A 23,180-nucleotide genomic window follows, 5' to 3' on the forward strand; every position below is an offset into this window, starting at 1 on the left:
GAAGGGTGAATCGGCTGTGAAGGCAGAAGAGCGGATCTGTAGCGCGGAAAAACCGACTTACAGCAGCGGATGAAGGGATTGAGGGAGCTATAACGCGGAAAAACCGCGTTAGAGAAGGGTGAATCGGCTGTGAAGGCAGAAGAGCGGATCTGTAACGCGGAAAAACCGTCTTACAGCAGAGGATGAAGGGATTGAGGGAGCTGTAACGCGGAAAAACCGCGTTAGGGAAGCGTAAACCGGCTGAGCTAGCGTAAAGCGGTTCTGCTGTGATGGTAGAAATGCGGGGATGAAACCCGCATTACAAATACAACCGCGGCCGTGGCGGCGAAAGCACCGGGAAAGCTCCAGCAGCATTCCCGGCTTGAGGCCTACGCCACGTTCCCGCCTCGCTCGCGGAGCTTGCGCCGCCCGCGAGCCAAACCCAAATACCCCGGCCGGCTCCACATATGGGAGCTGGCCGGGGTATTCGTGCACCCGCTCTTCGCGCAAGCGAAGAGCGCGACGCTGCCTTGCCGCACCTAGAGCGGCAAGCCCTACAACAGTACGCGTCCTTGCGCCCAGACGCGTTCGAGCTCCAGCTGCTGATTGAGCAGCAGCACGTCGGCTTGCTTGCCCGGCGCGAGGGAGCCGGTCAGCCGGTCAATGCCGAGCCTGCGGGCCGGTGTGCCGCTGGCCATCCGGCTGGCGTGCTCGACGCTGATACCGACTTCGCGTACCGCATAGCGGAACGCTTCGATCATCGTGAGCGTGCTGCCCGCGAGGCTGTCGCCTTCCTTGAGGCGCGCGACGCCGCCGTTGACGACAACGTCAAGCCCGCCAAGCTTGTATTCGCCGTTGCCGAGTCCGGCGGCGGACATGGCGTCGGTGATGAGCAGAAGGTTGTCGGGGCCCTTCGTCTGCGCGAGCAGGCGAATGCATGCGGGATGCACGTGATGGCCGTCTGCGATCACTTCCGCCATGATGCCGGGATTGGTCAGCACGGCGCCGACCGTGCCCGGATCGCGATGATGCAGGCGCGTCATCGCGTTGAACGTATGCACCGCGTGGCTTAAGCCATGCTCCACCGCGAGCTGTACTTGATCGTACGTAGCGTCGGTGTGACCGAGCGCCGCAATGATCCCTCTGCCGGTCAAAGCTTCGATGTAGGCAAGAGCGCCTTCGGTTTCCGGCGCGAGCGTCTGCATGCTGATGAGACCCGGGAAGCGCTGCGTCCAATCCTCCAGCCAGGCAGGCTGAGGCGCTACGATGTGCTGCGGGTTTTGTGCTCCCGGCCATTTGGCGCTTATGTACGGCCCTTCCAGGTGGACGCCGTGCAGCTGCGCGTAAGGCATTCCGGCCTCCCGATACGCATGTACGCGCTCGAGCACCTGATCCAAGTCCGCTTTCGGAGCCGTTACTGTCGTTGCCAGCATCACGGTCGTACCGTTTTGTCCGTGAAAACGGGTAATCTCGTCAAGGCCCTTTGCATCCGCATCCATAAAATCATGGCCGTAGCCGCCGTGGACATGGACATCGATGAAGCCCGGCAGCACGTATCCGCCTTGGCCGTCAATCACTTCACAATGCTGTGCGAGCGTGCGCGCATGCTCTACGCTTCCGGTTTCTTTGCCTATAGCGGAAATTCGCCCGTCGGTAAGGAGAATCCATCCGTTTTTCACAGTTGTATCGGGTGTGACAATGGTTGCGTTATAGATATATGTTGTTTTTACTTCATTCATTTGAACAGCCTCCCTGCTTCGGAATCCAGTAGTACGACCAAGTGCGGATGCGTCTGCAGCAGCGATGCCGGGCAGTCCGTCGTGATCGGCCCGGTCAGGGCGCGGTGAACGATTTCGGCTTTATCGGCTCCCTTAACGACGAGCAGAATCATTTTCGCCTTCAAAATCGTCCCTACCCCCATAGTCAATGCATGCGTAGGCACCTGATCCATCGAATCGAAAAAGCGGGCGTTCGCTTTGCGGGTTTGCTCCCGCAGCTCTACGACATGCGTGCCGCTGATCAGGGCGTGATCCGGCTCGTTAAAGCCGATATGCCCGTTGTGGCCGAGGCCGAGCAGCTGCAGGTCGATTTGCTTGGCTTGCTCCAGCAGCTTGTCATAACGCTTGCACTCCGCTGCCGGATCGGCTGCGTTGCCGTCGGGAATGTGCGCTTGGCTGCGGGGCAGATCGATATGATTGAACAGATGCATGTTCATATAATTGCGGTAGCTCTCCGCGTGGTCCTCGGGAAGCCCGACATATTCGTCGAGATTGAACGACGTGACGTCACGGAAGGAAACGATGCCGCGCTGGTAGCTTTTGACGATTTCCTCGTAAATGCCTACCGGCGTTCCGCCGGTGGCCAGTCCGAGCACCGAGCGGGGATTCGTTTGGACGAGGCCGGTAATAATGCTGGCCCCGGATTCATGCAGCTTGTCATGAGAATCGAAAGTAAGTAAATTCACGGGTATCTGCTCCTTGTGACTAACGGTATTTTTTAACCATTTGAAATGAATTTTCGAGACGGGGCACCAGATCGTCGAACTGCTCGCTGATCAAGCCCACGAACAAAATATCGATGACATGCAGCTGAGCGATCCGCGAAGCCATATCTCCGCGCCGCATCCCTTCCTCCAGCGTAGAGGTGAACAATGAGATCGAGGCGAGGGAGGTCAGCGTGTTCGCGCCGAATTTCGTTAAGGAAATCGTCGTTGCTCCGTTCTCGGCCGCACATTTTAACGCCGCTATCGTCTCCGCCGTTTCCCCGGAATAAGAGATGCCGATCGCCACATCCTGCTCTGTCAGGCTGGAGGCCGAAGTGACCTGCATGTGCGGGTCCGAAAACGTCACGGCCCGCTTGCCGATCCGGATCAGCTTCTGGTAAAAATCCTGCGCGACGAGACCGGACGTCGCCACTCCGTACAGATCGATCTGCCGTGCCGACTTGAGCGCATCGATCGCCTTCTGCAGCTGCTTCATGTCAAGCAGCCGTGTCGTATCGGTAATCGAATTGACGTGATTCGCCTCCATGGCGGCAACGATGCTCGTAAGCGGGTTGCCTGCGACGATATCCTGATAGGACTGCACGCCGGATGGCGGCTGCTGCGCAAGCTCGGCGGCCAGCTTGACCTTGAACTCCATATATCCTGCAAAATGAAAATGCTTGCAGAAGCGGGAGATGGTCGCCGTGCTGCTCCCGGACTGCTGCGACAGGTCGGTAATGCCCATCTGGACCACGTCGTGGGAGTGGGCGAGGACGTAGGCTGCGATTTCTTTTTCCTTCGGATTCATCGTGTCCATTTGTTCTTGAATCGCGCTTAAAATTCCGGGCATAGGCTTCCTCATTGTAAGAAAATATTTTTCATAAATCATTAATATTGAAGAAAATGTTTTACATTTTAACTATACCGAATTTCAGGGCCAATAGCAATACGCTGCCGTACCCTTGTACATAATAGGGCGGTTCAACAGACACACTAGAGCGTGATAGACCGTCTATTGACGCAGGAGGTGAATATTATGGTCGAGAACAAGGAGCTTCGGGATCTGAAGACGCACCAGATGGGTGCGGTGGGGATGCATGAAACGCGTACGACGGACAAGCCCGTGCAAATAAATCCCCCGGTTTCGCCGAATCCGGGACCGGTCGATATGCGTGACGGGGACGAAGACGTTCAAGAATAAAACGAAGGGAAGGTTCGGCCTGGCGCCGGATCTTTTCTTTTTGTCTATGCCCTCCATTCTCGTTTCGGACGTGCTGCCGGACAGTAATGGGACGATAAGATAGCGGTTCCAAAATTGAGAAGACGATTCCATAATTTATAAGACGACCCGTACCCGCGGGTGTAGAATGAAGCTTGCAATGAACTTGTAAAACCGAGGTGAAGGAAGAATGAGCGGGAATAGGGTATCCATTTTATTGGTCGGCATTGGCGGCTATGGAGCCAACTATGTTAACGAAATGCTGAACGGAAACTATGAAAATGAAGCTTTTATCGCAGGGGTAGTCGATGTAAAGCCGGAAACGAGCAAGTTTTACGAGGCGCTGAAGGAACGGAACGTGCCGTTTTATCCGACGATGGAAAGCTTTTATGCTCAAAGCACGGCGGATCTTGCCGTAATATCCACACCGATACAATTTCACTGCGAGCAGACCTGCCTGGCGCTGTCGAAGGGGAGCAACGTGCTGTGCGAGAAGCCGATTTCTCCTACGGTACAAGACGTTCACAAGATGATGGAAGCACGGGACCGTGCAGGAAAGTTCGTGGCCATCGGCTTCGACTGGTCGTTTACGCCGCAAATTCAGCAGCTGAAGCAGGATATTTCCGGCGGCTTGTTCGGGAAGCCGAAGCGGCTTAAGTCCATCGTGCTGTGGAGACGGACGGACAGCTATTTCATGAGCGGGTGGAAAGGCCGGAAAAAAGGCGATAACGGCGAGTGGATTTTGGACAGCGTAGCTCATAACGCTACGTCTCATTATTTGCACAATATGTTTTACGTCCTCGGGGGTCAGACGGATCGCAGTCTGCCGCTGCAAACCGTAGAGGCGGAGCTGTACAGGGCGAACAAGATTGAAAATTTCGATACGTGTGCGCTCAGGGCTTATGGCGATAACGGCGTGGAGGTTTTGTTTTACGCTACCCATGCAGTTAGCGACAACTACGGTCCTGCGCTTCATTTTGAATTTGAAAACGCTGTTATTACCTATTCGTCAGGAACAAACGAGAACCGTATCGAGGCGGTATTTAATGACGGTACGGTCAAGCACTATGCGCAGCAAAAATACAGCAAGCTCGGCACCTGCATCAAAGCTGTCTCTAACGGCGGATCAACCATTCCGTGCGGACTGGAAGCGGCGTATGCGGAAGTGCTGTGCATGAACGGGATGCTGGAATCGATGCCGGCTATCCGCACGTTCCCTGAGGAGCTGATCCAAAGAGACGAGGAAGTGAAGTTCAATTGGGTGCAAGGCTTGCGCGAAGCATTGCTGGACAGCTTCCATCGCGGGTCGCTGCCTTCGGAGCTCGGATATGAATGGGCGGCCAAAGGGCGCAGCACCGAATTGACGGAATATCGCGTCTATACAGGATAAAATGAATGGGAACCGGAAAACCGCTGATTCAAGCTGAGGCTTGAACCGGCGGTTTTATTTTTGTTTAGGAAATTATGCGGAGCAATTTCCTATGGATAATGGGGGCTCCCCCAAAAGCAACAGGATTAAGCTTCCAAGCATGATCTTCACTTTTGGGGGATTTGTTTTTAAGCCGGCGTGGTCCGGTGCGGAGTTTTTCAATATCCAATCCCATGCGTTACAATAGAAGAAATCCGTCATGGGCTGGAGGGATGGCGTTGTATCGCAGAGACTATCTTTTACGAATGATTGAGCAGTTCACGGTTACAATGGCGCAGGTGCTGCTGCAGCGGCAAAACCGCAGGCTCGCGGAAGCGATGGAGCTTATCGCCCAGGCGATGAAGCAGCTGCTTGGACTCAATTCCAAGCTGGTCCGGGCGCTGTCCGTCAAGGATATCATTGGCTTGCTTTCGGCTAACGGCCATTTTGATGCGGGAAAAGGATTGCTGCTGAGCGACATGCTGAAGGCGGAAGGGGAGCTGCTTGGCGATGCCGGTGAGCCGTTGGAAGCGGAGAGCTGTTTCTTGAAGTCGCTGGAGCTGCTTCTGGAAATACGGCAAATGGAAGATGCGGAAGAGCTGCATCGTGACGCGGAGGAACGGGTGAGCGCCCTACTGCCTCAAGTGAAGCAGACCAGAATGAATTTGCGGCTGATGGAGCTGTTGCTCGGCCACTACGATGCGACGGGCCAGCTGGCGAAGGCGGAGGACATGCTGTTTTTCATGCTCGACGACGATCCGGGCAATCCTAAGCTGGTGGAGCGCGGCATCGACATGTACGAGCGTTGGTCTGAGCTTGAGCCGGAGCAGTGGGCGGAGGGCAATTTGAGCGGGGAGGAAATTCAGGAAAGCCGTGAATTGTTGATTAAAATGAAACAAAATGGGAGTTAACTCCACTTTTTGACCGGTTATGCTATTTGAAATGCGAACTTTATAGGATTCTGATTCACATAATGTTCGTCTTTTTTTGTTGACACATGCCTTCCATCACTGGTAAACTAAAAGTGTAATCGTAACGTGGATTTTTAGCTGAAAATGTCAAATTTTCTCGTATAATGTCGGGGATATGGCCCGGAAGTATCTACCCAAAAACCATAAATTTTTGGACTACGAGTATGCGTGTTCGAAGGTCGGCACACCGGTGCTCGGCCTTAGCTTGCGCTGTGCAATACTCGTCGTCCTGCCGATAGACCATTACGGTGCCTATCTGCCGGGCGTTTTGTGTTTAATCAGGAAAATAGACGACGGAGGTTATTATGTCTGCTCTTGTTGGAGTGATCATGGGAAGCAAGTCCGATTGGGAAACCATGAAGCATGCTTGCGACATGCTGGAGGAACTCGGGGTGCCTTACGAGAAGCAAGTCGTATCGGCTCACCGTACGCCGGATTTAATGTTCGAGTATGCGGCGTCCGCGGCCGAACGCGGATTGAAGGTTATTATCGCGGGAGCGGGCGGAGCCGCTCATCTGCCCGGCATGGTCGCCGCAAAAACGGAGCTGCCGGTTATTGGCGTGCCTGTCAAAACGTCCACGCTGAACGGAATGGACTCGCTGCTGTCGATCGTGCAAATGCCGGGCGGCATTCCTGTAGCGACGGTAGCCATCGGTCATGCCGGCGCAACGAACGCCGGACTGCTGGCAGCACAAATCCTGGGCGCGTTCGATGCCGAGCTGCAGCAAAAGGTGCGTGACCGCCGCGAGCGGATTCGCCAATCGGTCATAGAAAGCAGCGTGCTCGAATGAGCCAAGCACAGAACAACAACGAGACAGGCAAGGTAATTCGTCCCGGAGGCACGATCGGCGTACTTGGCGGCGGCCAGCTGGGCCGCATGCTCGCATTGGCCGGAAGGGCCATGGGCTACCGCTTCGTGACGCTGGATCCGACCCCGGATGCGCCTTGCGGACAAGTGGCCGACCGGCAGATCGTCGCTTCCTATGATGATGTGGAAGCCGCAAGAGCTTTGGCGGAGCAATCGGACGTCATCACGTATGAGTTCGAAAATGTCGACGCCGACGTAACCGGCCTGCTGATGGCCGAATCGTACGTCCCGCAGGGAAGCCAGCTGCTGTATACAACGCAGCATCGTCTGCGCGAGAAGCGGGCGATTGAAGCGGCGGGCGTGAAGGTGGCGCCTTATGCGGAAATTGCCAGCGCCGAACAGCTTCGCGAAGCGGTACAACGCTTCGGTACGCCGTGCGTGCTGAAGACGGCGACCGGCGGCTACGACGGCAAAGGCCAATGGGTCATCCGGTCGCTGGATGAAGTCGAGGAAGCTTTCGCCACGCTGAGTAAAGCGAAGACGGAGCTGGTGCTCGAACAGTTTATCCACTTCGAGAAGGAACTATCCGTCATAGCGGCAAGAAGCCCAAGAGGCGAAGTGAAAGCATTCCCTGCGGCGGAGAACATTCATATCAACAATATATTGCATCTATCCATTGTTCCTGCGAGAACGAGCGAGAGCATTCAGCAGGAGGCGGAGCGGCTCGCGATGAGAATCGCCGAATCGCTGAACGTGATCGGGCTGATCGCCGTGGAGATGTTCCTTACCCGCGACGGACAGCTGTTCGTCAATGAGCTGGCTCCAAGGCCGCACAATTCGGGGCATTACACGATGGAGGCTTGCGCCACGTCGCAGTTTGAGCAGCATGTGCGCGCCATCTGCAATTTGCCTCTCGGATCAACGGAGCTTTTGACCCCGGTGGTGATGGTCAACGTGCTCGGACAGCATGTCGAGCCGCTGCTGGATTGGATCGTGAAGCCGGAATCGGAGCAGGTTGCTCCGGGCGTTACGGCTAAGGTTCATCTGTACGGCAAGAGCGAGAGCAAGCATAACCGGAAGATGGGGCACGTCAACGTGCTGGCCGGATCGACGGATGCGGCTATGCAGTGGATAGAGGCTTCGGACATATGGAAATCTAATAATTAGAACGAAAAGCATAGAATCGGAGGAAATACAATGATCGATCGTTACACAAGACCGGAAATGGCACGCATTTGGACTGAAGAGAACAGATTCAACGCATGGCTTGAAGTAGAGCTGCTTTCCTGCGAAGCATGGGCTGAGCTCGGCGTTATTCCGAAAGAAGACGTCAAGGAGCTGCGTAAGAACGCCGCATTCGATATCGACCGCATTTATGAAATCGAGCTGGAAACACGCCACGACGTAATCGCGTTTACCCGCGCCGTTTCCGAGAAGGTCGGACCGGAGCGCAAATGGGTGCATTACGGCTTGACTTCCACCGACGTGGTGGATACTGCTCTTGGCTACTTGCTGAAGCAAGCCAACGAGATTTTAGAGAAGGACATTATCAATTTCATCGAAATTTTGAAAAACAAAGCAATCGAGCACAAAGATACGGCAATGATGGGCCGTACGCATGGAGTACATGCCGAGCCGACAACGTTCGGATTGAAAATGGCTCTCTGGTACGAAGAGATGAAACGGAATCTCGAGCGCTTCCGCTTTGCGGCTGACGGCGTACAGTACGGGAAAATTTCCGGCGCGGTAGGCACGTACGCGAACATCGATCCTTTCGTGGAAAAGTACGTCTGCGACAAGCTCGGAACGAACCCGGCTCCGATCTCGACCCAAACGCTGCAGCGTGACCGTCACGCTGAATATATGGCTACGCTGGCGCTGGTTGCCACTTCGCTCGACAAGTTTGCTACCGAAATTCGCGCGCTGCAAAAGAGCGAATTCCGCGAAGTCGAGGAGCCGTTCGCCAAAGGGCAAAAGGGCTCGTCCGCGATGCCGCACAAGCGCAACCCGATCGGCTGCGAAAGCATCTCCGGCTTGTCCCGCGTGATCCGCGGCCACATGATTTCCGCTTACGAGAATGTAACGCTGTGGCATGAGCGCGACATTTCGCACTCGTCCGTAGAGCGCATTATTTTGCCGGATGCGACGACGCTTTTGAACTACATGCTGAACCGTCTCGGCAATATCATCAAGAACTTGACCGTGTTCCCAGAGAATATGAAGCGCAATATGCAAAGCACGTACGGCGTTCCGTTCTCCGGCCGCGTGATGACGAAGCTGATCGACAAAGGCTTCAGCCGCGAGCAAGCGTACGATACCGTACAGCCTAGAGCAATGCAGGCTTGGGAGCAGCAGCGTTCGTTCCGCGAGATCATCGAGAGCACGCCGGAAATCCGCGAGCAGCTGAGCCTGGAGGAAATCGAGGATTGCTTCAATCCTAGCTGGCATTTGAAGCATGTGGATACGATCTTCGAGCGTTTGGGCTTAATTTAATCTATAAATAAAACGTGTTTGAAGCATGATCAGGGCGGACAAGTAATGGTATAGGATCTCAGCTCTCATGCTTCAGGCACCTTTGGGGAGGACCAACTCAATCATGGCCGTAACGAAGGCGATTTCTAGCGCTGAACCTTTTGTCAAAGCACCACTGCTGTATAAAGGCAAAGTCCGCGAGCTGTACGATCTGGGAGAGTATTATCTTATCGCGGTAACCGACCGCATCTCGGCGTTTGACTGGGTGCTCTCGCCAGCCGTACCCGATAAAGGGAACGTGCTGAACAGCTTGAGCAAGTTCTGGTTTGAGCAAACGAAACACATGATGCCTAACCATGTGGTACATGGCGATGTAGAGCAGCTCGGCGATATCGTCACCGACCGCGACATCATGAAGGACCGCTTCATGGTGACCAAGAAAGCGGAGCGGATCGACATTGAATGCGTCGTGCGCGGCTACATAACCGGCGGCGGCTGGCGTCAGTATGAGAAGACAGGCGAGATCAACGGGCACAAGCTGCCTGAAGGAATGCGCAAAAACGAGCGTTTCCCGAAGCCGATCTTCACTCCTGCCGCGAAAAACGACGTAGGCCACGACGAAGACATTTCGATCGAGCGTATGAAGGAGCTTGTCGGCGCCGAGCTGACGGAGCAGCTGGAAGCGAAGAGTATCATGTTGTATGAATTTGCCCGCCAGTTTTGCGAGGAGCGGGGCATCATTTTGGCGGATACGAAATTCGAGTTCGGCCTGATCGACGGAGAAATTATTTTAATAGATGAAATTTTCACTCCGGACTCCTCCCGTTTTTGGGCGAAGGAAAACTACGCATTCGACATCGAGATCGACAGCATGGATAAAGAACCGGTCCGGACCTACTTGTCGGGAACCGATTGGGACAAAAACAGCGAGCCGGACCCGCTGCCGGATGACGTCGTTGAGGAAACATCCCGCCGCTACAGAGCGATTTACGACCGTTTGGTGAAATGATTCGACGACCGAATTATTAGCGCCGTTCACGATATACGAGATCCATCATTTATAGTGTGAAAGAAACCACTTACTCCCAAGGAGGATTCACCCCATGTTAAAAGCAACCGTTTATGTAACGATCAAGCAAAGCGTACTCGATCCGCAAGGCGTAGCCGTGCAAGGCGCTCTTCATTCCATGGGCTTTGACGAAGTGGGCAAAGTGCGCGTAGGCAAATACTTGGAGCTGGAGCTCGGCACGACAGACCGCGCTGTAGCGGAAGAACGCGTAAAGGCGATGTGCGAGAAGCTGTTGGCTAACACCGTTATCGAAGATTACCGCTACGAGCTCGTTTAATCCAGACTACCATCCGGACACGACGGATTTATAAATCGACAGAGAATAGATCGACCCTTAAAGGAGGAGCACGTGATGAATTTCGCTGTACTGGTGTTTCCCGGCTCTAATTGTGACATCGACTGTTATAAAGCGGTAGAGGACACGATCGGCCAGCCTGTTAGCTACGTTTGGCATACCGAAACGGATTTATCTTCTTATGACTGTATCATCGTTCCAGGAGGCTTCTCTTACGGAGACTACCTGCGCTGCGGCGCTATCGCCCGCTTTGCACCGGTAATGAACGCGCTCGTTCAAGCTGCGGAGCAGGGCAAATATATTATCGGGATTTGCAACGGATTTCAAATTTTGCTTGAATCGGGCTTGCTTCCTGGAGCTATGCTTCGCAACGAATCGCTCAAATTCCGCTGTCACGCAGCGATGCTGCAGGTGGAAAATACGGCGACTCCGTTTACATCCGAGTACAAGCTGGGCGAGCTGATCAACATTCCGATCGCTCACGGCGAAGGCAACTACTACTGTGACGATGCAACATTGGCGGAGCTGAAAGCCAACAATCAGATCGTGTTCCGTTACGAAGCGGGCAGCAATCCTAACGGTTCCGTGGACGACATCGCGGGAATCTGCAGCAAAAACGGCAACGTGCTTGGCATGATGCCGCATCCGGAGCGCGCAGTGCACGAGCTGCTCGGTTCGGCGGACGGCAAACGGATGTTCACATCGATCTTGAGCACTTGGAGGGAAAAACATGGCGCAGCAACTATCGGCTAAGGAGCCAACTGCAGAACAAATCGCAGAACAACAAATTTACAAGCAGATGGGCGTAACCGATGCCGAATACGATAAAATTTGCGGCTTCCTCGGTCGTCAACCGAACTATGTGGAAATCGGCGTATTCAGCGTTATGTGGTCCGAGCACTGTTCTTATAAAAATTCCAAGCCTGTACTTCGCAAGTTCCCGGTAACGGGTCCTCGCGTATTGATGGGACCGGGCGAAGGCGCGGGAATCGTCGATATCGGCGACAACCAGGCGGTCGTATTTAAAATCGAAAGCCATAACCATCCGTCCGCGATCGAGCCTTATCAAGGCGCAGCGACAGGGGTCGGCGGCATTATCCGCGACATTTTCTCGATGGGTGCGCGTCCGGTAGCATTGCTGAACAGCTTGCGCTTCGGCCGTCTCGAGAATGAGCGCGTCAAATATTTGTTCGAGCATGTAGTATCCGGGATTGCAGGCTACGGTAACTGTATCGGCATTCCGACCGTCGGCGGCGAAGTGATGTTCGATGAGAGCTACGAAGGCAATCCGCTCGTTAACGCAATGTGCGTAGGGATCATCGATCACGACAAAATTCAAAAAGGCGTAGCCAAAGGGGTAGGCAACCCTGTGTTCTACGTAGGTCCGGCAACGGGCCGCGACGGCATCCACGGTGCGACGTTCGCATCCGAGGAACTGACCGCCGAATCCGAAGCGAAGCGTCCGGCTGTGCAAGTCGGCGATCCGTTCATGGAGAAGCTCGTATTGGAAGCTTGTCTTGATCTGATCAACTCCGGCATCGTGCTCGGTATTCAAGATATGGGTGCCGCAGGCTTGACTTGCTCCAGTGCGGAAATGGCAAGCAAAGCGGGCAACGGTATGGAGCTGTACCTCGACGAGGTTCCTCAGCGCGAGGAAGGCATGACGCCTTACGAAATGATGCTGTCCGAATCGCAGGAGCGCATGCTGTTCGTTGTCGAGCCTAAGCATGAAGCTCAAGCCAAAGCAATCTTCGAGCGTTGGGGCCTTCACTGCGCGAAGGTCGGCAAAGTTACCGACGACGGCCGTCTGAAGCTCTTTCACAAAGGCGGGCTGGTAGGCGACATGCCTGTAACCGCGCTTGTAGACGAGTGCCCGGTATACAACAAGCCTTCCCAGGTTCCTGCTTATTATGTTGACAATGCTTCCGTCGATACGACTCGTTATCCGGAAGTGACCGATTTGAACGGCGCTTTGGAAAAAGTGCTCGCATCCCCTACGGTTGCAAGCAAAGAGTGGGTTTACAACCAATACGATTACATGGTTCGCACCAGCACGGCGGTACGCCCCGGCTCCGATGCGGCTGTAGTAACGATTAACGGCTCGCGCAAAGCGTTGTCGATGTCCACGGACTGCAACGGCCGCTATGTGTACCTCGATCCGGAAGTAGGCGGTATGATTGCGGTTGCCGAAGGCGCACGCAACAACGTATGCTCCGGTGCGGAGCCATTGGCGATTACGGATAACTTGAACTTCGGAAGCCCGGAGAAGCCGGATATTTTCTGGCAGCTGGAAAAAGCGGCGGACGGTATGGCGGAAGCTTGCCGCAAGCTGGAGACTCCGGTTATCGGCGGTAACGTCAGCTTGTACAACGAAAACGCAAAAGGCGCGATTTACCCGACGCCGGTTGTCGGCATGGTAGGTCTCGTACACGATACGGATCACATTACAACACAAGGCTTCAAAAAAGAAGGCGACATCATCATCCTGCTCGGCGAGACGAAAGCGGAGCTGGGCGGAAGCGAGTTCCAATACGTGCTTCACGGCGTAACGGAAGGACGTCCTCCGCAAATCGATCTGGATGTAGAGAAAAAGCTTTTGAATACCGTTCTTGGCGCGATCCAAAAAGGGTACGTTGCTTCTGCGCATGACTTGTCCGACGGCGGCTTGGCCGTTGCTTTGGCCGAAAGCTGCATCAGCGGCCGTCTGGGAGCCAGCGTGAACTTCACCTCCGAGCTGCGCAACGATATCGCGCTGTTCAGCGAGAGCCAATCCCGTATCCTGCTAAGCGCATCGCCTGAACAAGCCGGAGCATTGAAGCAGTGGATCGCCGAGCAAGGCGTACCGTATCAAGAGCTAGGCCAGGTTCAAGGCAACGAATTACAAATCCAAGTGAACGCTAAACCAGTCATCCAAGCACCTGTTGCACAACTAGAAAAGGTTTGGAAGGATGCGATTCCATGTCTGATGAAGTAATGCAGCCGCAACCGCAGCTTTGGACAGGACGTTTCTATAATGATGGAATCAACAGCCATGACGGTCTGTTTGACAAGCTTCGCGAGGAATGCGGCGTATTCGGAGTGTACGGTCACTCCGAAGCCGCAAACCTTTCGTACTACGGGCTTCATGCTTTGCAGCACCGCGGTCAGGAAAGCGCAGGCATTTGCGTAGCCAACGGAACCGACTTTCATTATCACCGCGGCATGGGTCTGGTCAAGGAAGTATTCAACAACGACAATCTCAGTACGATGACGGGATCCAATGCGATCGGCCATGTCCGATATTCCACGGCTGGCGAGAGCAAGCTGGCGAACGCTCAGCCGCTGGTGTTCAAATACCGCGGAGGCGATCTTGCCATCGCTACGAACGGGAATCTGCACAACGCGGGCGAGATCAAGAAAGAGCTGGAGGCTCAAGGATCGATTTTTCAAACGACGAGCGATACCGAGGTTATAGCTCACTTGATCGCCCGTTCCAAGCAGGACGATATCGTAGCGGCTATTAAGGAAGCGCTGCTCCGGGTAGACGGAGCGTATGCCTTCTTGTTCCAGACCAAGGATAAAGTGATCGCTGCTCGCGATCCGCACGGCCTGCGCCCGTTCGTTATGGGGCGTCTCGGCACCGCGTACTTGTTCGCGTCCGAGACCTGTGCGTTTGACGCGGTCGGCGGCACGTATTACCGCGACGTCGAGCCGGGCGAGCTGCTTGTACTCGACCCGAAGCACGGCTTGAAGGAAGACCGTTTCTCGCCGATCAAGCAGCGCGCTATCTGCGCAATGGAGTACATTTACTTCGCGCGTCCGGACAGCGATATCGACGCGATCAACATCCATTCCGCGCGCAAGCGGATGGGCCGTCAGCTCGCGCTTGAGTCGTTCGTGGACGCCGATGTCGTTACCGGCGTGCCGGATTCCAGCATCTCGGCTGCCATCGGCTATGCGGAGCAGACCGGTATCCCTTATGAGCTCGGGCTCATCAAGAACCGGTATACCGGCCGCACGTTCATTCAGCCGAGCCAGGAGCTGCGCGAGCAGGGCGTGAAGATGAAGCTGAGCGCCGTGCGCAGCATCGTAGCGGGCAAACGCGTCGTCATGATTGACGACTCCATCGTCCGCGGCACGACTTCGCTGCGCATCGTCAATCTGCTTCGCGAAGCGGGGGCTACCGAAGTGCACGTGCGCATCAGCTCGCCGCCGTTCAAGAACCCTTGCTTCTACGGCATCGATACGCCGGACCGCAAGGAATTGATCGCCGCTCAGAAGTCGATCGAGGAAATTCGCAAAGCGATCAACGCCGATTCGCTGCATTTCTTGAGCAAGGACGGCCTGCTCGCATCGATCGGCCGTCCGAACGTCGAATTCAACCGCGGCCACTGCACGGCCTGTTTCGACAACAGCTACCCTACTCGCGTCACCGAGGAGTCTTCTATCGGCTGCGGCTGTGACTAAGGTATTGTCGGTGTTGGTTGTAAGCAGACTGAGGCTTATCAAGAAGACTCAGCGGAGTAGGGTGGCGAGCAGCGCCTGCAAAGGGCGCTTCTGCAATGCCACCAGCAATCTTTTTAAAAATCAAGGCGGAGGAGGATAACGACTCCGCCATTCTATACTAAACGCAGCCGAGTTTGAGGCGCGTTGGAAGCGGTCTGGCTAAGCCGCCAAGGCGAAGGCCGATGTGTTGTACTCCGGTGAAATGCAGCGGAGAGGCGGAATCGTTCTGCAGAAGCGTTAGCGGTCGCCTAAACGCTTTCTGAAAGAAAGCGACTTCGGAAGCATATACTGTCCACGGAATTCATCCGCTAAAGCGGAAGTAATTCTAAGAATTCCGTGGACAAGGGCGATCGGAAGAACGATCCGCACTCAAGCGATCCAGATTTCACCGAATATCTTCACATAGCCCGAAGCCAAGGCACCATGAGCCATACACCTTTTCCAAGCGCCACAGATCTCGGCCCTAACTGAGGAGTGAAACCCTGTGTCGGATGCATATAAAAAAGCCGGCGTCGATATCGCGGCGGGCAACGAAGCGGTAGAACGAATGAAGAAGCACGTGAAAACGACGTTCCGTCCCGAGGTATTGACCGATTTGGGCGGATTCGGCGCGCTTTTCGGCTTGAACAAAGACAAATACGAGGAGCCGGTGCTCGTTTCCGGCACGGACGGCGTAGGCACGAAGCTGAAAATTGCTTTTGCCATGGATAAGCATGACACCATCGGTATCGACGCGGTTGCCATGTGCGTCAACGATATCGTGGTACAAGGCGCGGAGCCGCTGTTTTTTCTGGATTACCTCGCCTGCGACAAAGTGATCCCTGAGAAAATCGAAGCGATCATCAAAGGGATCAGCGACGGCTGCGTGCAATCCGGCTGTGCCTTGATCGGCGGCGAAACGGCGGAAATGCCGGGAATGTATTCCGAAGGCGAGTACGATATCGCCGGCTTCACCGTAGGGATCGTGGACAAAAAGAAAATCATCGACGGCTCGACCATTCGTCCGGGCGATGTCGTGCTTGGCCTTGCATCCAGCGGCGTACACAGCAACGGGTTCTCGCTCGTCCGCAAGCTGCTGCTTGAAGAAAAAGGCTACAGCCTGCATGACCACATCGATGCGCTGGGCGGCAAGCTGGGCGACGTCGTTTTGGAGCCGACCAAAATTTACGTGAAATCCGTATTGGCAGCATTGGAGTCCGTTCAGCTTAAAGGCTTGGCGCACATTACAGGCGGCGGTTTTATCGAGAACATTCCTCGTATGCTTCCGGCTGACGTCAATGTAGAGATCGATTACGGCTCCTGGCCGATCTTGCCGATCTTCCAGCTGATGCAGCAAGAGGGCGCGATAAGCAACAACGACATGTTCCGTACGTTTAACATGGGCATCGGCATGGTGATCGTCGTTTCCGAACAGCAAGCAGCGGAAGCAGCGCGCATTTTCGAACAGCACGGAGAGAAAGTATATACGTTAGGCCGAGTGACAGCAGGTGAACGCATCGTAACGTTTAACGGGGCGGTAGTATGAATAAGCCCCTTCGCATAGCCGTATTCGCGTCCGGAAGCGGGTCGAATTTCCAGGCCATTGCGGATGCGGTACAAGGTGGCAAGCTCGATGCGAGCATCGAGCTTTTGGTTTGCGACCGGCCTCAAGCGCCGGTCGTTCAGCGCGCGCAGGAAGCGGGGGTAGCGGTACATACGTTCCGGCCGAAGGAATATCCGTCGCGCGAAGCGTACGAGCAGGAAATATTGGAGCTGCTGCGCGGCAAGCAGGTTGATCTAGTGGTGCTTGCCGGCTACATGCGGATTTTGACCGATGTGCTGGTCGGCGCTTATTGGGGACGGATGATCAACATTCACCCGTCGCTTTTGCCGTCTTTTCCGGGATTGCATGCGGTGCGTCAGGCGCTGGAGCATGGCGTCAAGGTGACCGGCATTACGGTCCATGTGGTCGACGGCGGGCTCGACAGCGGGCCGATTTTGGCACAGCGCGCACTCGATATTGTTCCCGGTGATACCGAGCAATCGCTCAGCGAGCGCATTCATCCGATGGAGCACGAGCTGCTGCCGCAGGTCATAAGCCAGATCGCTTCAGGACAAATTGATCTAGAACCTTATATAAATCTCAAACCGAAGGATGGGATCCACTCATGAGCCAGACTACGAACGGGACGAACGTGCTGGAATTGCGTTACGGCATGAACCCGCATCAAAAACAAGCGAAGCTCTACACCGAAGGTGAACTGCCGATCAAAGTTCTGAACGGAGACCCGGGTTTCATTAACCTGCTGGACGCGCTTAACGGGTTCCAATTGGCACGCGAGCTTCGCCTTGCGACCGGCCTGCCGGCAGCAGCATCGTTCAAGCATGTCAGCCCTGCAGGCGCTGCAGTAGCGGCACCGCTCACAGACGATCTGAAAAAAGCTTACTTCGTCGAAGGCTTGGAGCTGTCTCCGCTCGCGACGGCATATGCACGCGCGCGCGGAGCGGACCGGATGTCCTCCTTCGGTGACGCAGCCGCGCTGAGCGACGTAGTGGATGCTTCCACGGCATTGCTGCTGAAGCGCGAAGTGTCCGACTTGGTCGTTGCACCTGGTTATACGGATGAAGCGCTGGAAATTTTGAAAGCGAAGAAGAACGGCGGCTACCTCATCCTGCAAATCGATCCGGACTATGTGCCGAATCCGGTAGAAACGCGCACGCTGTTCGGCTTGACGATGCAGCAGGAGCGCAATAACGGCGTTATCGACGCGTCCGCTTTGGACAAAATCGTAACGGAGAACAAAGACCTTCCCGACAATGCGAAGCGTGACCTTCTGATCGCGCTCGTGACGTTGAAATATACCCAATCCAACTCGATCTGCTACACGCTCGACGGACAGACGATCGGTATCGGAGCGGGGCAGCAGTCCCGGATTCACTGTACCCGACTTGCCGGCGACAAAGCGGACCGTTGGTTCCTTCGCCAGCATCCGCAGGCGCTCAGCATGAAATTCCGCCAAGGGCTTTCCCGCGCGGAGCAAAACAACGCCATCGACCTGTGGCTCGAAGAAGAGCTGACTCCGGTAGAGCAGGCGGCTTGGGAAGCATGCTTCGAGGAAGTGCCAGCACGATTGACCCGCGACGAGAAGCGCGCATGGCTCAGCAAGCTGACGGGCGTATCCTACGGCTCCGATGCTTTCCTGCCGTTCCGCGACAATCTCGACCGTGCGAGCCGCAGCGGCGTGAAATACGTCGTTCAAGCGGGCAGCTCCATGCGTGACGAAGAAGTGGTCAAAGCCGCTAACGACTACGGTATGGTCATGTGCTATTCCGGCGTTCGTCTGTTCCATCACTAATCCACGCATAAGCCAAGGGAGGATATAAACCGTGACAACGACAAGAGCCGCTCAAGCGGATCAATATTTGAACAGCTTGCAAAACAATGTGTATCCGGGCCGCGGTATCGTGATCGGCGCAACGCCGGACGGTACCCGACTCGTACAGGTGTACTGGATCATGGGACGCAGCGAAAACAGCCGCAACCGGGTGTTTATCCAGGAAAACAACGGCTTTGTACGCACGGAAGCCAAAGATCCCGCGAAATTGACGGATCCTTCGCTTATTATTTACTATCCGGCAAGACATGTGGACGGAGCTCATATCATTACGAACGGGGACCAAACCGATACGATCTATGAAGCTCTGCAATCCGGCGGCACGTTCGAATCGGCGCTTGCAACCCGTACTTATGAGCCGGACGCACCGAACTTCACGCCGCGCATCAGCGGACTGGTCGATCGGAAGGACGGCCAATTTGCTTATAAGCTGTCGATTTTGAAATCGAACGGCAATGTGGAAGACCAGACGCTTCGTCATACGTATACTTACGAAAAAGCGATTCCAGGCTACGGCCATTGCATTCATACGTACCAAGGAGACGGCAACCCTCTGCCGTCGTTCCGGGGCGAGCCGGCGCTGGTTCCTCTGTCCGACGACATTCGTGAAATCGCCGACGTGTACTGGAAGGCGCTGAACGAAGAGAACAAAATCTCTTTGCTTGTCAAAACGATTCAAATCGGAAGCGGCGAAACCGAGCTGCTTGTTGTGAACAAACAGTAAAGGGGAGCTTAATACCGTGCGGATATTAGTAGTTGGCGGCGGAGGCCGCGAGCATGCGATTTGCTGGGCGCTGAAGAAAAGCCCGAAGGTGCGCGAGCTGTACTGCGCTCCGGGTAACGGCGGCATTGCCGAGGTTGCGGAATGCATCCCGCTGCAGGTCAATCAGTTCGATGAGATCGGCGAATTCGCCATCGACAATGCGATCGATCTGGTCGTTATCGGACCGGACGATCCGTTGTCCGAAGGGATCGTGGATCATCTGGAAGCAAAGAACATCCCGGTCTTCGGACCGCGTCAAAATGCCGCGATTCTAGAATCGAGCAAGGTATTCTCGAAGCAATTGTTCAAGAAATACAACATTCCTACCGCTGCCTACGAGTCGTTCGACGATTATGAAGCCGCGCTTGCCTATTTGCGCAAGCAATCGATTCCTACGGTTATTAAGGCGGACGGCCTTGCGGCCGGCAAAGGCGTCGTCGTAGCGCAATCGATGGAAGAAGCGGAAAAGGCGCTTCACGATATTATGGTGAGCAAAATTTTCGGCGATTCCGGCAATCAGGTCGTGATCGAGGAGTTCCTCACCGGTCAGGAAATGTCGATTCTGTCGTTCGTCGACGGCAGCGTCGTCCGTCCGATGGTACCGGCTCAGGACCATAAAGCCGTATTTGACGGCGACAAGGGACCGAATACCGGCGGTATGGGCACTTATACGCCGCTGCCGCATATTCCGCAAGCCGTGATCGACGAGGCGATCGAAACGATCATCAAGCCGACGGCGGCTGCGATGGTCAGCGAAGGCCGCCCGTTCCGCGGCGTGCTGTTCGCGGGACTTATGATCACGCCGCAAGGGCCTAAGACGATCGAGTTCAACGCACGCTTCGGCGACCCGGAAACCCAAGTCGTGCTGCCGCGGCTGAAAACCGATCTGGTCGATATTTTCCTTGCTGCCGTGAACGGCCATCTGGAACATATGGATATTCAATGGTCCGATGAAGCCGCCGTATGCGTCATTCTCGCTTCGGAAGGCTATCCTGGCTCGTACCCGAAAGGCTTGCCTATCGAAGGCTTGAACGAGGTTGAAGGCTCCGTCGTGTTCCACGCAGGCACTGCCCTGAAGGACGGTCAGATCGTGACGAACGGAGGCCGTGTGCTCGGCATTACCGCGCTTGGCAAGGATATTGCCGATGCCCGCGCCAAAGCGTACGCAGACGCGGACCGCATTCGTTTCCAAGGCAAGCATTACCGTACCGATATCGCCAAAAAAGCGCTTGTATAAAGCACTGCGGCAAGCCTGAAAGAATTCGTTCTTTCAGGCTGTTTTTCTTTTTTCGGGCGGGGCCGTAATCTGGGCTGATAGAACGTGTAGGAGTGTCTGCTCACTTTCGGCCGCTGCCCTTAATAATAATCCGGTCCCAATTTTTATAGACAAGAATGGCTGCCCCAATAAGTCCTATAATGAGTACGGCCGAAAGCCAGTAGTGATGAAAATAATAGGAAAAACCGTTCATGGGTTATCCCTCCCGGCTGCATTTTTCCTTATCGTTTCCTGCCGCTCCCCAGTTCATTCCGGACCGTGAAAAAGTTCACCGGTCCTTCATCATCTTTTACCCCAAAAGCTGTTATACTAAAAGGATATGCAGTGGAATTTGAAAAACCGGGAGTGATAAAGCCGATGATGGTTATTAAAACAAAAAGCGAAATTGAGCTTATGCATGAAGCCGGAAAGCTGCTTGCCGCCTGTCATAGAGAAATTGCCAAGCTAATCAAGCCGGGCGTTACCGGGTTGGATATCGACCGATTCGTCGATAAGTTTTTGTCGGAGCATGGCGCAACACCGGAGCAAAAAGGATATAATGGGTATCCGTTCGCAACTTGCTCCTCGGTGAACGATGTTATATGCCACGGGTTCCCTACCGATAAGCCGTACGAGGACGGCGATATCGTCACGATCGATATGGTAGTGAATCTGAACGGCTGGCTTGCAGACTCCGCCTGGTCGTATAGGGTCGGTAGCGTGTCGCCGGAAGCTGACAAACTGCTGCGGATTACGGAAGAAGCGTTGTACAAAGGAATCGAGCAAGCAGTAGAAGGAAATCGGATTGGGGACATCTCCCATGCGATTCAGGTGTATGCCGAGGCGGAGGGGCTGTCCGTAGTGCGGGATTTCGTAGGTCACGGGATCGGCAGCAAAATGCACGAGGAGCCGCAGGTGCCGCATTACGGCCCGGCGGGCAAAGGCCCGAGATTGAAGGAGGGCATGGTCATTACGATTGAACCGATGCTCAATATCGGCGGCTTTAAGGCAAAAGTCGATGCCGACGGATGGACGGCGCGAACCGTGGACGGAAGCTTGTCGGCGCAGTATGAGCATACTATCGCCATTACGGCGGAAGGTCCTCTGATTCTTACGAAGCAATAAGGGAAAAAGCTCCGAAACCGTTGGATACGGGTTCGGAGCTTTTTTGCTGAGAAACCAAAGGAAATCGAATTTTGATTGTATACTCCGATGGCGGGGTACGCCCCTTCAGACAGGCTGCGAAGGATCGGACAGGAGATCCGTTATTTCGTGAAATCATGATGTTTTTGGGGAGCGATCGGACCGAGAGGCCGTTATTTGCTATTTTTACCTCGAAAACAAGTGAATTTCCGCGAAATAAAGGTTCTGTAGTCCGATCATCCTGCAAATTGAGCCATTTTTGGTAAAATAGCGGATTCAGGGTCCATAGAGCTTGCCGAGAAACCTTACTGGCTGCTATTTTCTGAAAACAAAGGCGAGCGCTTGCGCTCCTTCAACAGATACCCCGCCTACCCCTAAGGCATTATCGGGTAAAATACTCGACAATCTGAACGGACTTACGGTCCGCAACTCAAGTACGTTCACAAACGGATGGGTACACTAACGGGTTGGGAGTCAACAGCCTGGCTCCGAGTCGTTCAATACGGTTCGGAGCTTTTCTGTAATAATAGTCGCGCCTCACACTTAATAGCGTCTTCGAGAGCGGCTACTTGGATACAGGAACCGCGTTATAATATTCCTCCATCGTGATGCCTTTGCTTGCAATCTCTTTGGCGATGGACTCTCCTACATAACGGAGATGCCAAGGCTCATATTGATAGCCGGTGATAGACTCCTTGCCTTTCGGATAGCGGATGATGAAGCCGTACTCTTGAGCGTGCTTCGCAAGCCATTCGGCTTCCTTCGTTCCTCCGAAGCAGTCCTGCGCGGCGCATTTGCCGTCGCTGCCGGATACGTCGATGGCGAGTCCGGTTTCGTGCTCGCTTGTTCCGGGAACCGCACTGTACATCTTCGCTTTTTCTTCCCCGTCTTTTTTGACGTAGTTGTTGAACAATGTTGTTTGCGTTGCATGGGAACGGTAGGCGGATACGCCGGCCAGCGAAATGCCGCTCTTTTTGGCGCCGGCAAACATTTTCTCCAGCGCCCCTGCAGCTTCCTTACGCATTTGGCGTTTCTCTATTTTCTCTTTAAAGGTAAAAGGAACGTCAGGGTATACGAGATCCGCAGGCGCGTATTTATCCGGAAGGGAGAACTGCTTGTTCACCAGCACGGTAATGCTTTCCGGCTTGGCCACGACCTGGATGGATCCTTTGCCGGCATCCGAGGTTTTCCCTTTATCGCTATTTCCCGCTGACCCCCCAGGAGCAGGAGTTGAGGAAGGGGTGGGTGTCGGTGTAGAGCTCGAACCGGGCTTTGGCGTCGTCGTCCCTCCCGCCTGATTGGCAGGCGGTGTAGCGGCCGTATTGTTGTTTTGCGCAGCCGGCGGAGGCGTCTCGGATGGATTGGCGGCCGAGTCCGTCTTGGAGCTTTCGCAGCCCGCAAATAAAGCAAGAGATGAAGCAAGCAGCAAAGCGGTTAAAGATGTTTTTTTCATAATT

Annotated in this window: 22 protein-coding genes and 1 riboswitch; of the genes, 17 read left to right on the top strand and 5 right to left on the bottom strand. The window is 54.7% G+C overall.

Annotation, left to right across the window (positions count from 1 at the left end; translation table 11 throughout):
- Positions 1 to 533: 533 nt before the first annotated feature.
- From nagA to ACFQ88_RS19820, 3 genes are read right to left on the bottom strand one after another with little or no spacing between them, the layout of a single operon-like run.
- Positions 534 to 1,718 (bottom strand): N-acetylglucosamine-6-phosphate deacetylase, encoded by a 1,185-nt coding sequence (gene nagA / locus ACFQ88_RS19810; RefSeq protein ID WP_379455918.1) that lies wholly within the window; start codon positions 1,716 to 1,718, stop codon positions 534 to 536.
- On the bottom strand, positions 1,715 to 2,443 hold the full coding sequence (gene nagB / locus ACFQ88_RS19815; protein ID WP_239631306.1) for a glucosamine-6-phosphate deaminase: 729 nt from the start codon (positions 2,441 to 2,443) through the stop codon (positions 1,715 to 1,717). Before nagB ends, nagA begins: the two co-directional genes overlap by 4 nt.
- Positions 2,444 to 2,462: 19 nt before the next feature.
- Entirely contained in the window at positions 2,463 to 3,311 is an 849-nt protein-coding gene (locus tag ACFQ88_RS19820; RefSeq protein WP_239631309.1) for a MurR/RpiR family transcriptional regulator, read from the bottom strand.
- 186 nt (positions 3,312 to 3,497) lie between these two features.
- On the opposite strand from ACFQ88_RS19820, the gene ACFQ88_RS19825 reads away from it, so the two are divergent.
- The 16 genes from ACFQ88_RS19825 to purD all read left to right on the top strand — a co-directional run bounded on the left by ACFQ88_RS19825 (position 3,498) and on the right by purD (position 20,562).
- The gene (locus ACFQ88_RS19825; protein WP_239631312.1) at positions 3,498 to 3,662 is read left to right on the top strand and encodes a hypothetical protein; all 165 of its coding nucleotides are present in this window, start codon (positions 3,498 to 3,500) and stop codon (positions 3,660 to 3,662) included.
- Between the two features lie 208 nt (positions 3,663 to 3,870).
- On the top strand, positions 3,871 to 5,070 hold the full coding sequence (locus ACFQ88_RS19830; protein WP_379455921.1) for a Gfo/Idh/MocA family protein: 1,200 nt from the start codon (positions 3,871 to 3,873) through the stop codon (positions 5,068 to 5,070).
- Between the two features lie 257 nt (positions 5,071 to 5,327).
- Entirely contained in the window at positions 5,328 to 5,999 is a 672-nt protein-coding gene (locus ACFQ88_RS19835; RefSeq protein WP_379455923.1) for a DUF6483 family protein, read from the top strand.
- A 137-nt stretch (positions 6,000 to 6,136) separates the two neighbouring features.
- Positions 6,137 to 6,238: riboswitch (purine riboswitch) on the top strand.
- A gap of 126 nt (positions 6,239 to 6,364) precedes the next feature.
- On the top strand, positions 6,365 to 6,850 hold the full coding sequence (purE, locus tag ACFQ88_RS19840; protein WP_239631319.1) for a 5-(carboxyamino)imidazole ribonucleotide mutase: 486 nt from the start codon (positions 6,365 to 6,367) through the stop codon (positions 6,848 to 6,850).
- Positions 6,847 to 8,034, top strand: a complete 1,188-nt coding sequence (gene purK, locus ACFQ88_RS19845) for a 5-(carboxyamino)imidazole ribonucleotide synthase (protein WP_379455925.1) — start codon at positions 6,847 to 6,849, stop codon at positions 8,032 to 8,034. The genes purE and purK overlap by 4 nt, the downstream gene beginning before the upstream one ends.
- A gap of 30 nt (positions 8,035 to 8,064) precedes the next feature.
- Positions 8,065 to 9,360, top strand: a complete 1,296-nt coding sequence (gene purB / locus ACFQ88_RS19850; protein WP_239631324.1) for an adenylosuccinate lyase — start codon at positions 8,065 to 8,067, stop codon at positions 9,358 to 9,360.
- 103 nt (positions 9,361 to 9,463) lie between these two features.
- On the top strand, positions 9,464 to 10,348 hold the full coding sequence (locus ACFQ88_RS19855; protein ID WP_379455928.1) for a phosphoribosylaminoimidazolesuccinocarboxamide synthase: 885 nt from the start codon (positions 9,464 to 9,466) through the stop codon (positions 10,346 to 10,348).
- 94 nt (positions 10,349 to 10,442) lie between these two features.
- Positions 10,443 to 10,685, top strand: a complete 243-nt coding sequence (gene purS, locus ACFQ88_RS19860; protein WP_239631330.1) for a phosphoribosylformylglycinamidine synthase subunit PurS — start codon at positions 10,443 to 10,445, stop codon at positions 10,683 to 10,685.
- Between the two features lie 75 nt (positions 10,686 to 10,760).
- Positions 10,761 to 11,456, top strand: a complete 696-nt coding sequence (gene purQ, locus ACFQ88_RS19865; protein WP_379455930.1) for a phosphoribosylformylglycinamidine synthase subunit PurQ — start codon at positions 10,761 to 10,763, stop codon at positions 11,454 to 11,456.
- The gene (gene purL, locus ACFQ88_RS19870; protein WP_239631335.1) at positions 11,434 to 13,677 is read left to right on the top strand and encodes a phosphoribosylformylglycinamidine synthase subunit PurL; all 2,244 of its coding nucleotides are present in this window, start codon (positions 11,434 to 11,436) and stop codon (positions 13,675 to 13,677) included. Before purQ ends, purL begins: the two co-directional genes overlap by 23 nt.
- Positions 13,662 to 15,149 carry an amidophosphoribosyltransferase gene (purF, locus tag ACFQ88_RS19875; RefSeq protein ID WP_379455933.1) on the top strand — a complete coding sequence of 496 codons (1,488 nt, stop codon included), beginning with the start codon at positions 13,662 to 13,664 and terminating at the stop codon, positions 15,147 to 15,149. Before purL ends, purF begins: the two co-directional genes overlap by 16 nt.
- 523 nt (positions 15,150 to 15,672) lie before the next feature.
- Complete coding sequence (gene purM / locus ACFQ88_RS19880) at positions 15,673 to 16,713, top strand: phosphoribosylformylglycinamidine cyclo-ligase (protein WP_379455935.1); 1,041 nt, start codon at positions 15,673 to 15,675, stop codon at positions 16,711 to 16,713.
- The gene (gene purN / locus ACFQ88_RS19885; RefSeq protein ID WP_379455937.1) at positions 16,710 to 17,339 is read left to right on the top strand and encodes a phosphoribosylglycinamide formyltransferase; all 630 of its coding nucleotides are present in this window, start codon (positions 16,710 to 16,712) and stop codon (positions 17,337 to 17,339) included. Before purM ends, purN begins: the two co-directional genes overlap by 4 nt.
- Complete coding sequence (locus ACFQ88_RS19890; protein ID WP_379455939.1) at positions 17,336 to 18,523, top strand: phosphoribosylaminoimidazolecarboxamide formyltransferase; 1,188 nt, start codon at positions 17,336 to 17,338, stop codon at positions 18,521 to 18,523. Before purN ends, ACFQ88_RS19890 begins: the two co-directional genes overlap by 4 nt.
- A gap of 31 nt (positions 18,524 to 18,554) precedes the next feature.
- The gene (locus tag ACFQ88_RS19895; protein WP_379455941.1) at positions 18,555 to 19,286 is read left to right on the top strand and encodes an IMP cyclohydrolase; all 732 of its coding nucleotides are present in this window, start codon (positions 18,555 to 18,557) and stop codon (positions 19,284 to 19,286) included.
- A 16-nt stretch (positions 19,287 to 19,302) separates the two neighbouring features.
- Positions 19,303 to 20,562, top strand: coding sequence for a phosphoribosylamine--glycine ligase (gene purD, locus ACFQ88_RS19900; protein ID WP_379455964.1), 1,260 nt, complete (start codon positions 19,303 to 19,305; stop codon positions 20,560 to 20,562).
- A gap of 100 nt (positions 20,563 to 20,662) precedes the next feature.
- On the opposite strand, the gene ACFQ88_RS19905 is transcribed toward purD, so the two are convergent.
- Positions 20,663 to 20,794 carry a hypothetical protein gene (locus ACFQ88_RS19905; RefSeq protein ID WP_379455966.1) on the bottom strand — a complete coding sequence of 44 codons (132 nt, stop codon included), beginning with the start codon at positions 20,792 to 20,794 and terminating at the stop codon, positions 20,663 to 20,665.
- A 164-nt stretch (positions 20,795 to 20,958) separates the two neighbouring features.
- On the opposite strand from ACFQ88_RS19905, the gene map reads away from it, so the two are divergent.
- Positions 20,959 to 21,705: a type I methionyl aminopeptidase gene (gene map / locus ACFQ88_RS19910; RefSeq protein ID WP_379455968.1), complete on the top strand. Its 747-nt coding sequence runs from the start codon at positions 20,959 to 20,961 to the stop codon at positions 21,703 to 21,705.
- Positions 21,706 to 22,288: 583 nt separating this feature from the next.
- Here the strand turns inward: map and ACFQ88_RS19915 are convergent.
- Positions 22,289 to 23,179, bottom strand: a complete 891-nt coding sequence (locus tag ACFQ88_RS19915; protein WP_379456821.1) for a M15 family metallopeptidase — start codon at positions 23,177 to 23,179, stop codon at positions 22,289 to 22,291.
- Position 23,180: the final 1 nt, after the last annotated feature.

Origin of the sequence: Paenibacillus sp. NPDC056579 (genome assembly GCF_042793215.1) — a bacterium.
Lineage (GTDB): Bacteria > Bacillota > Bacilli > Paenibacillales > NBRC-103111 > Paenibacillus_S.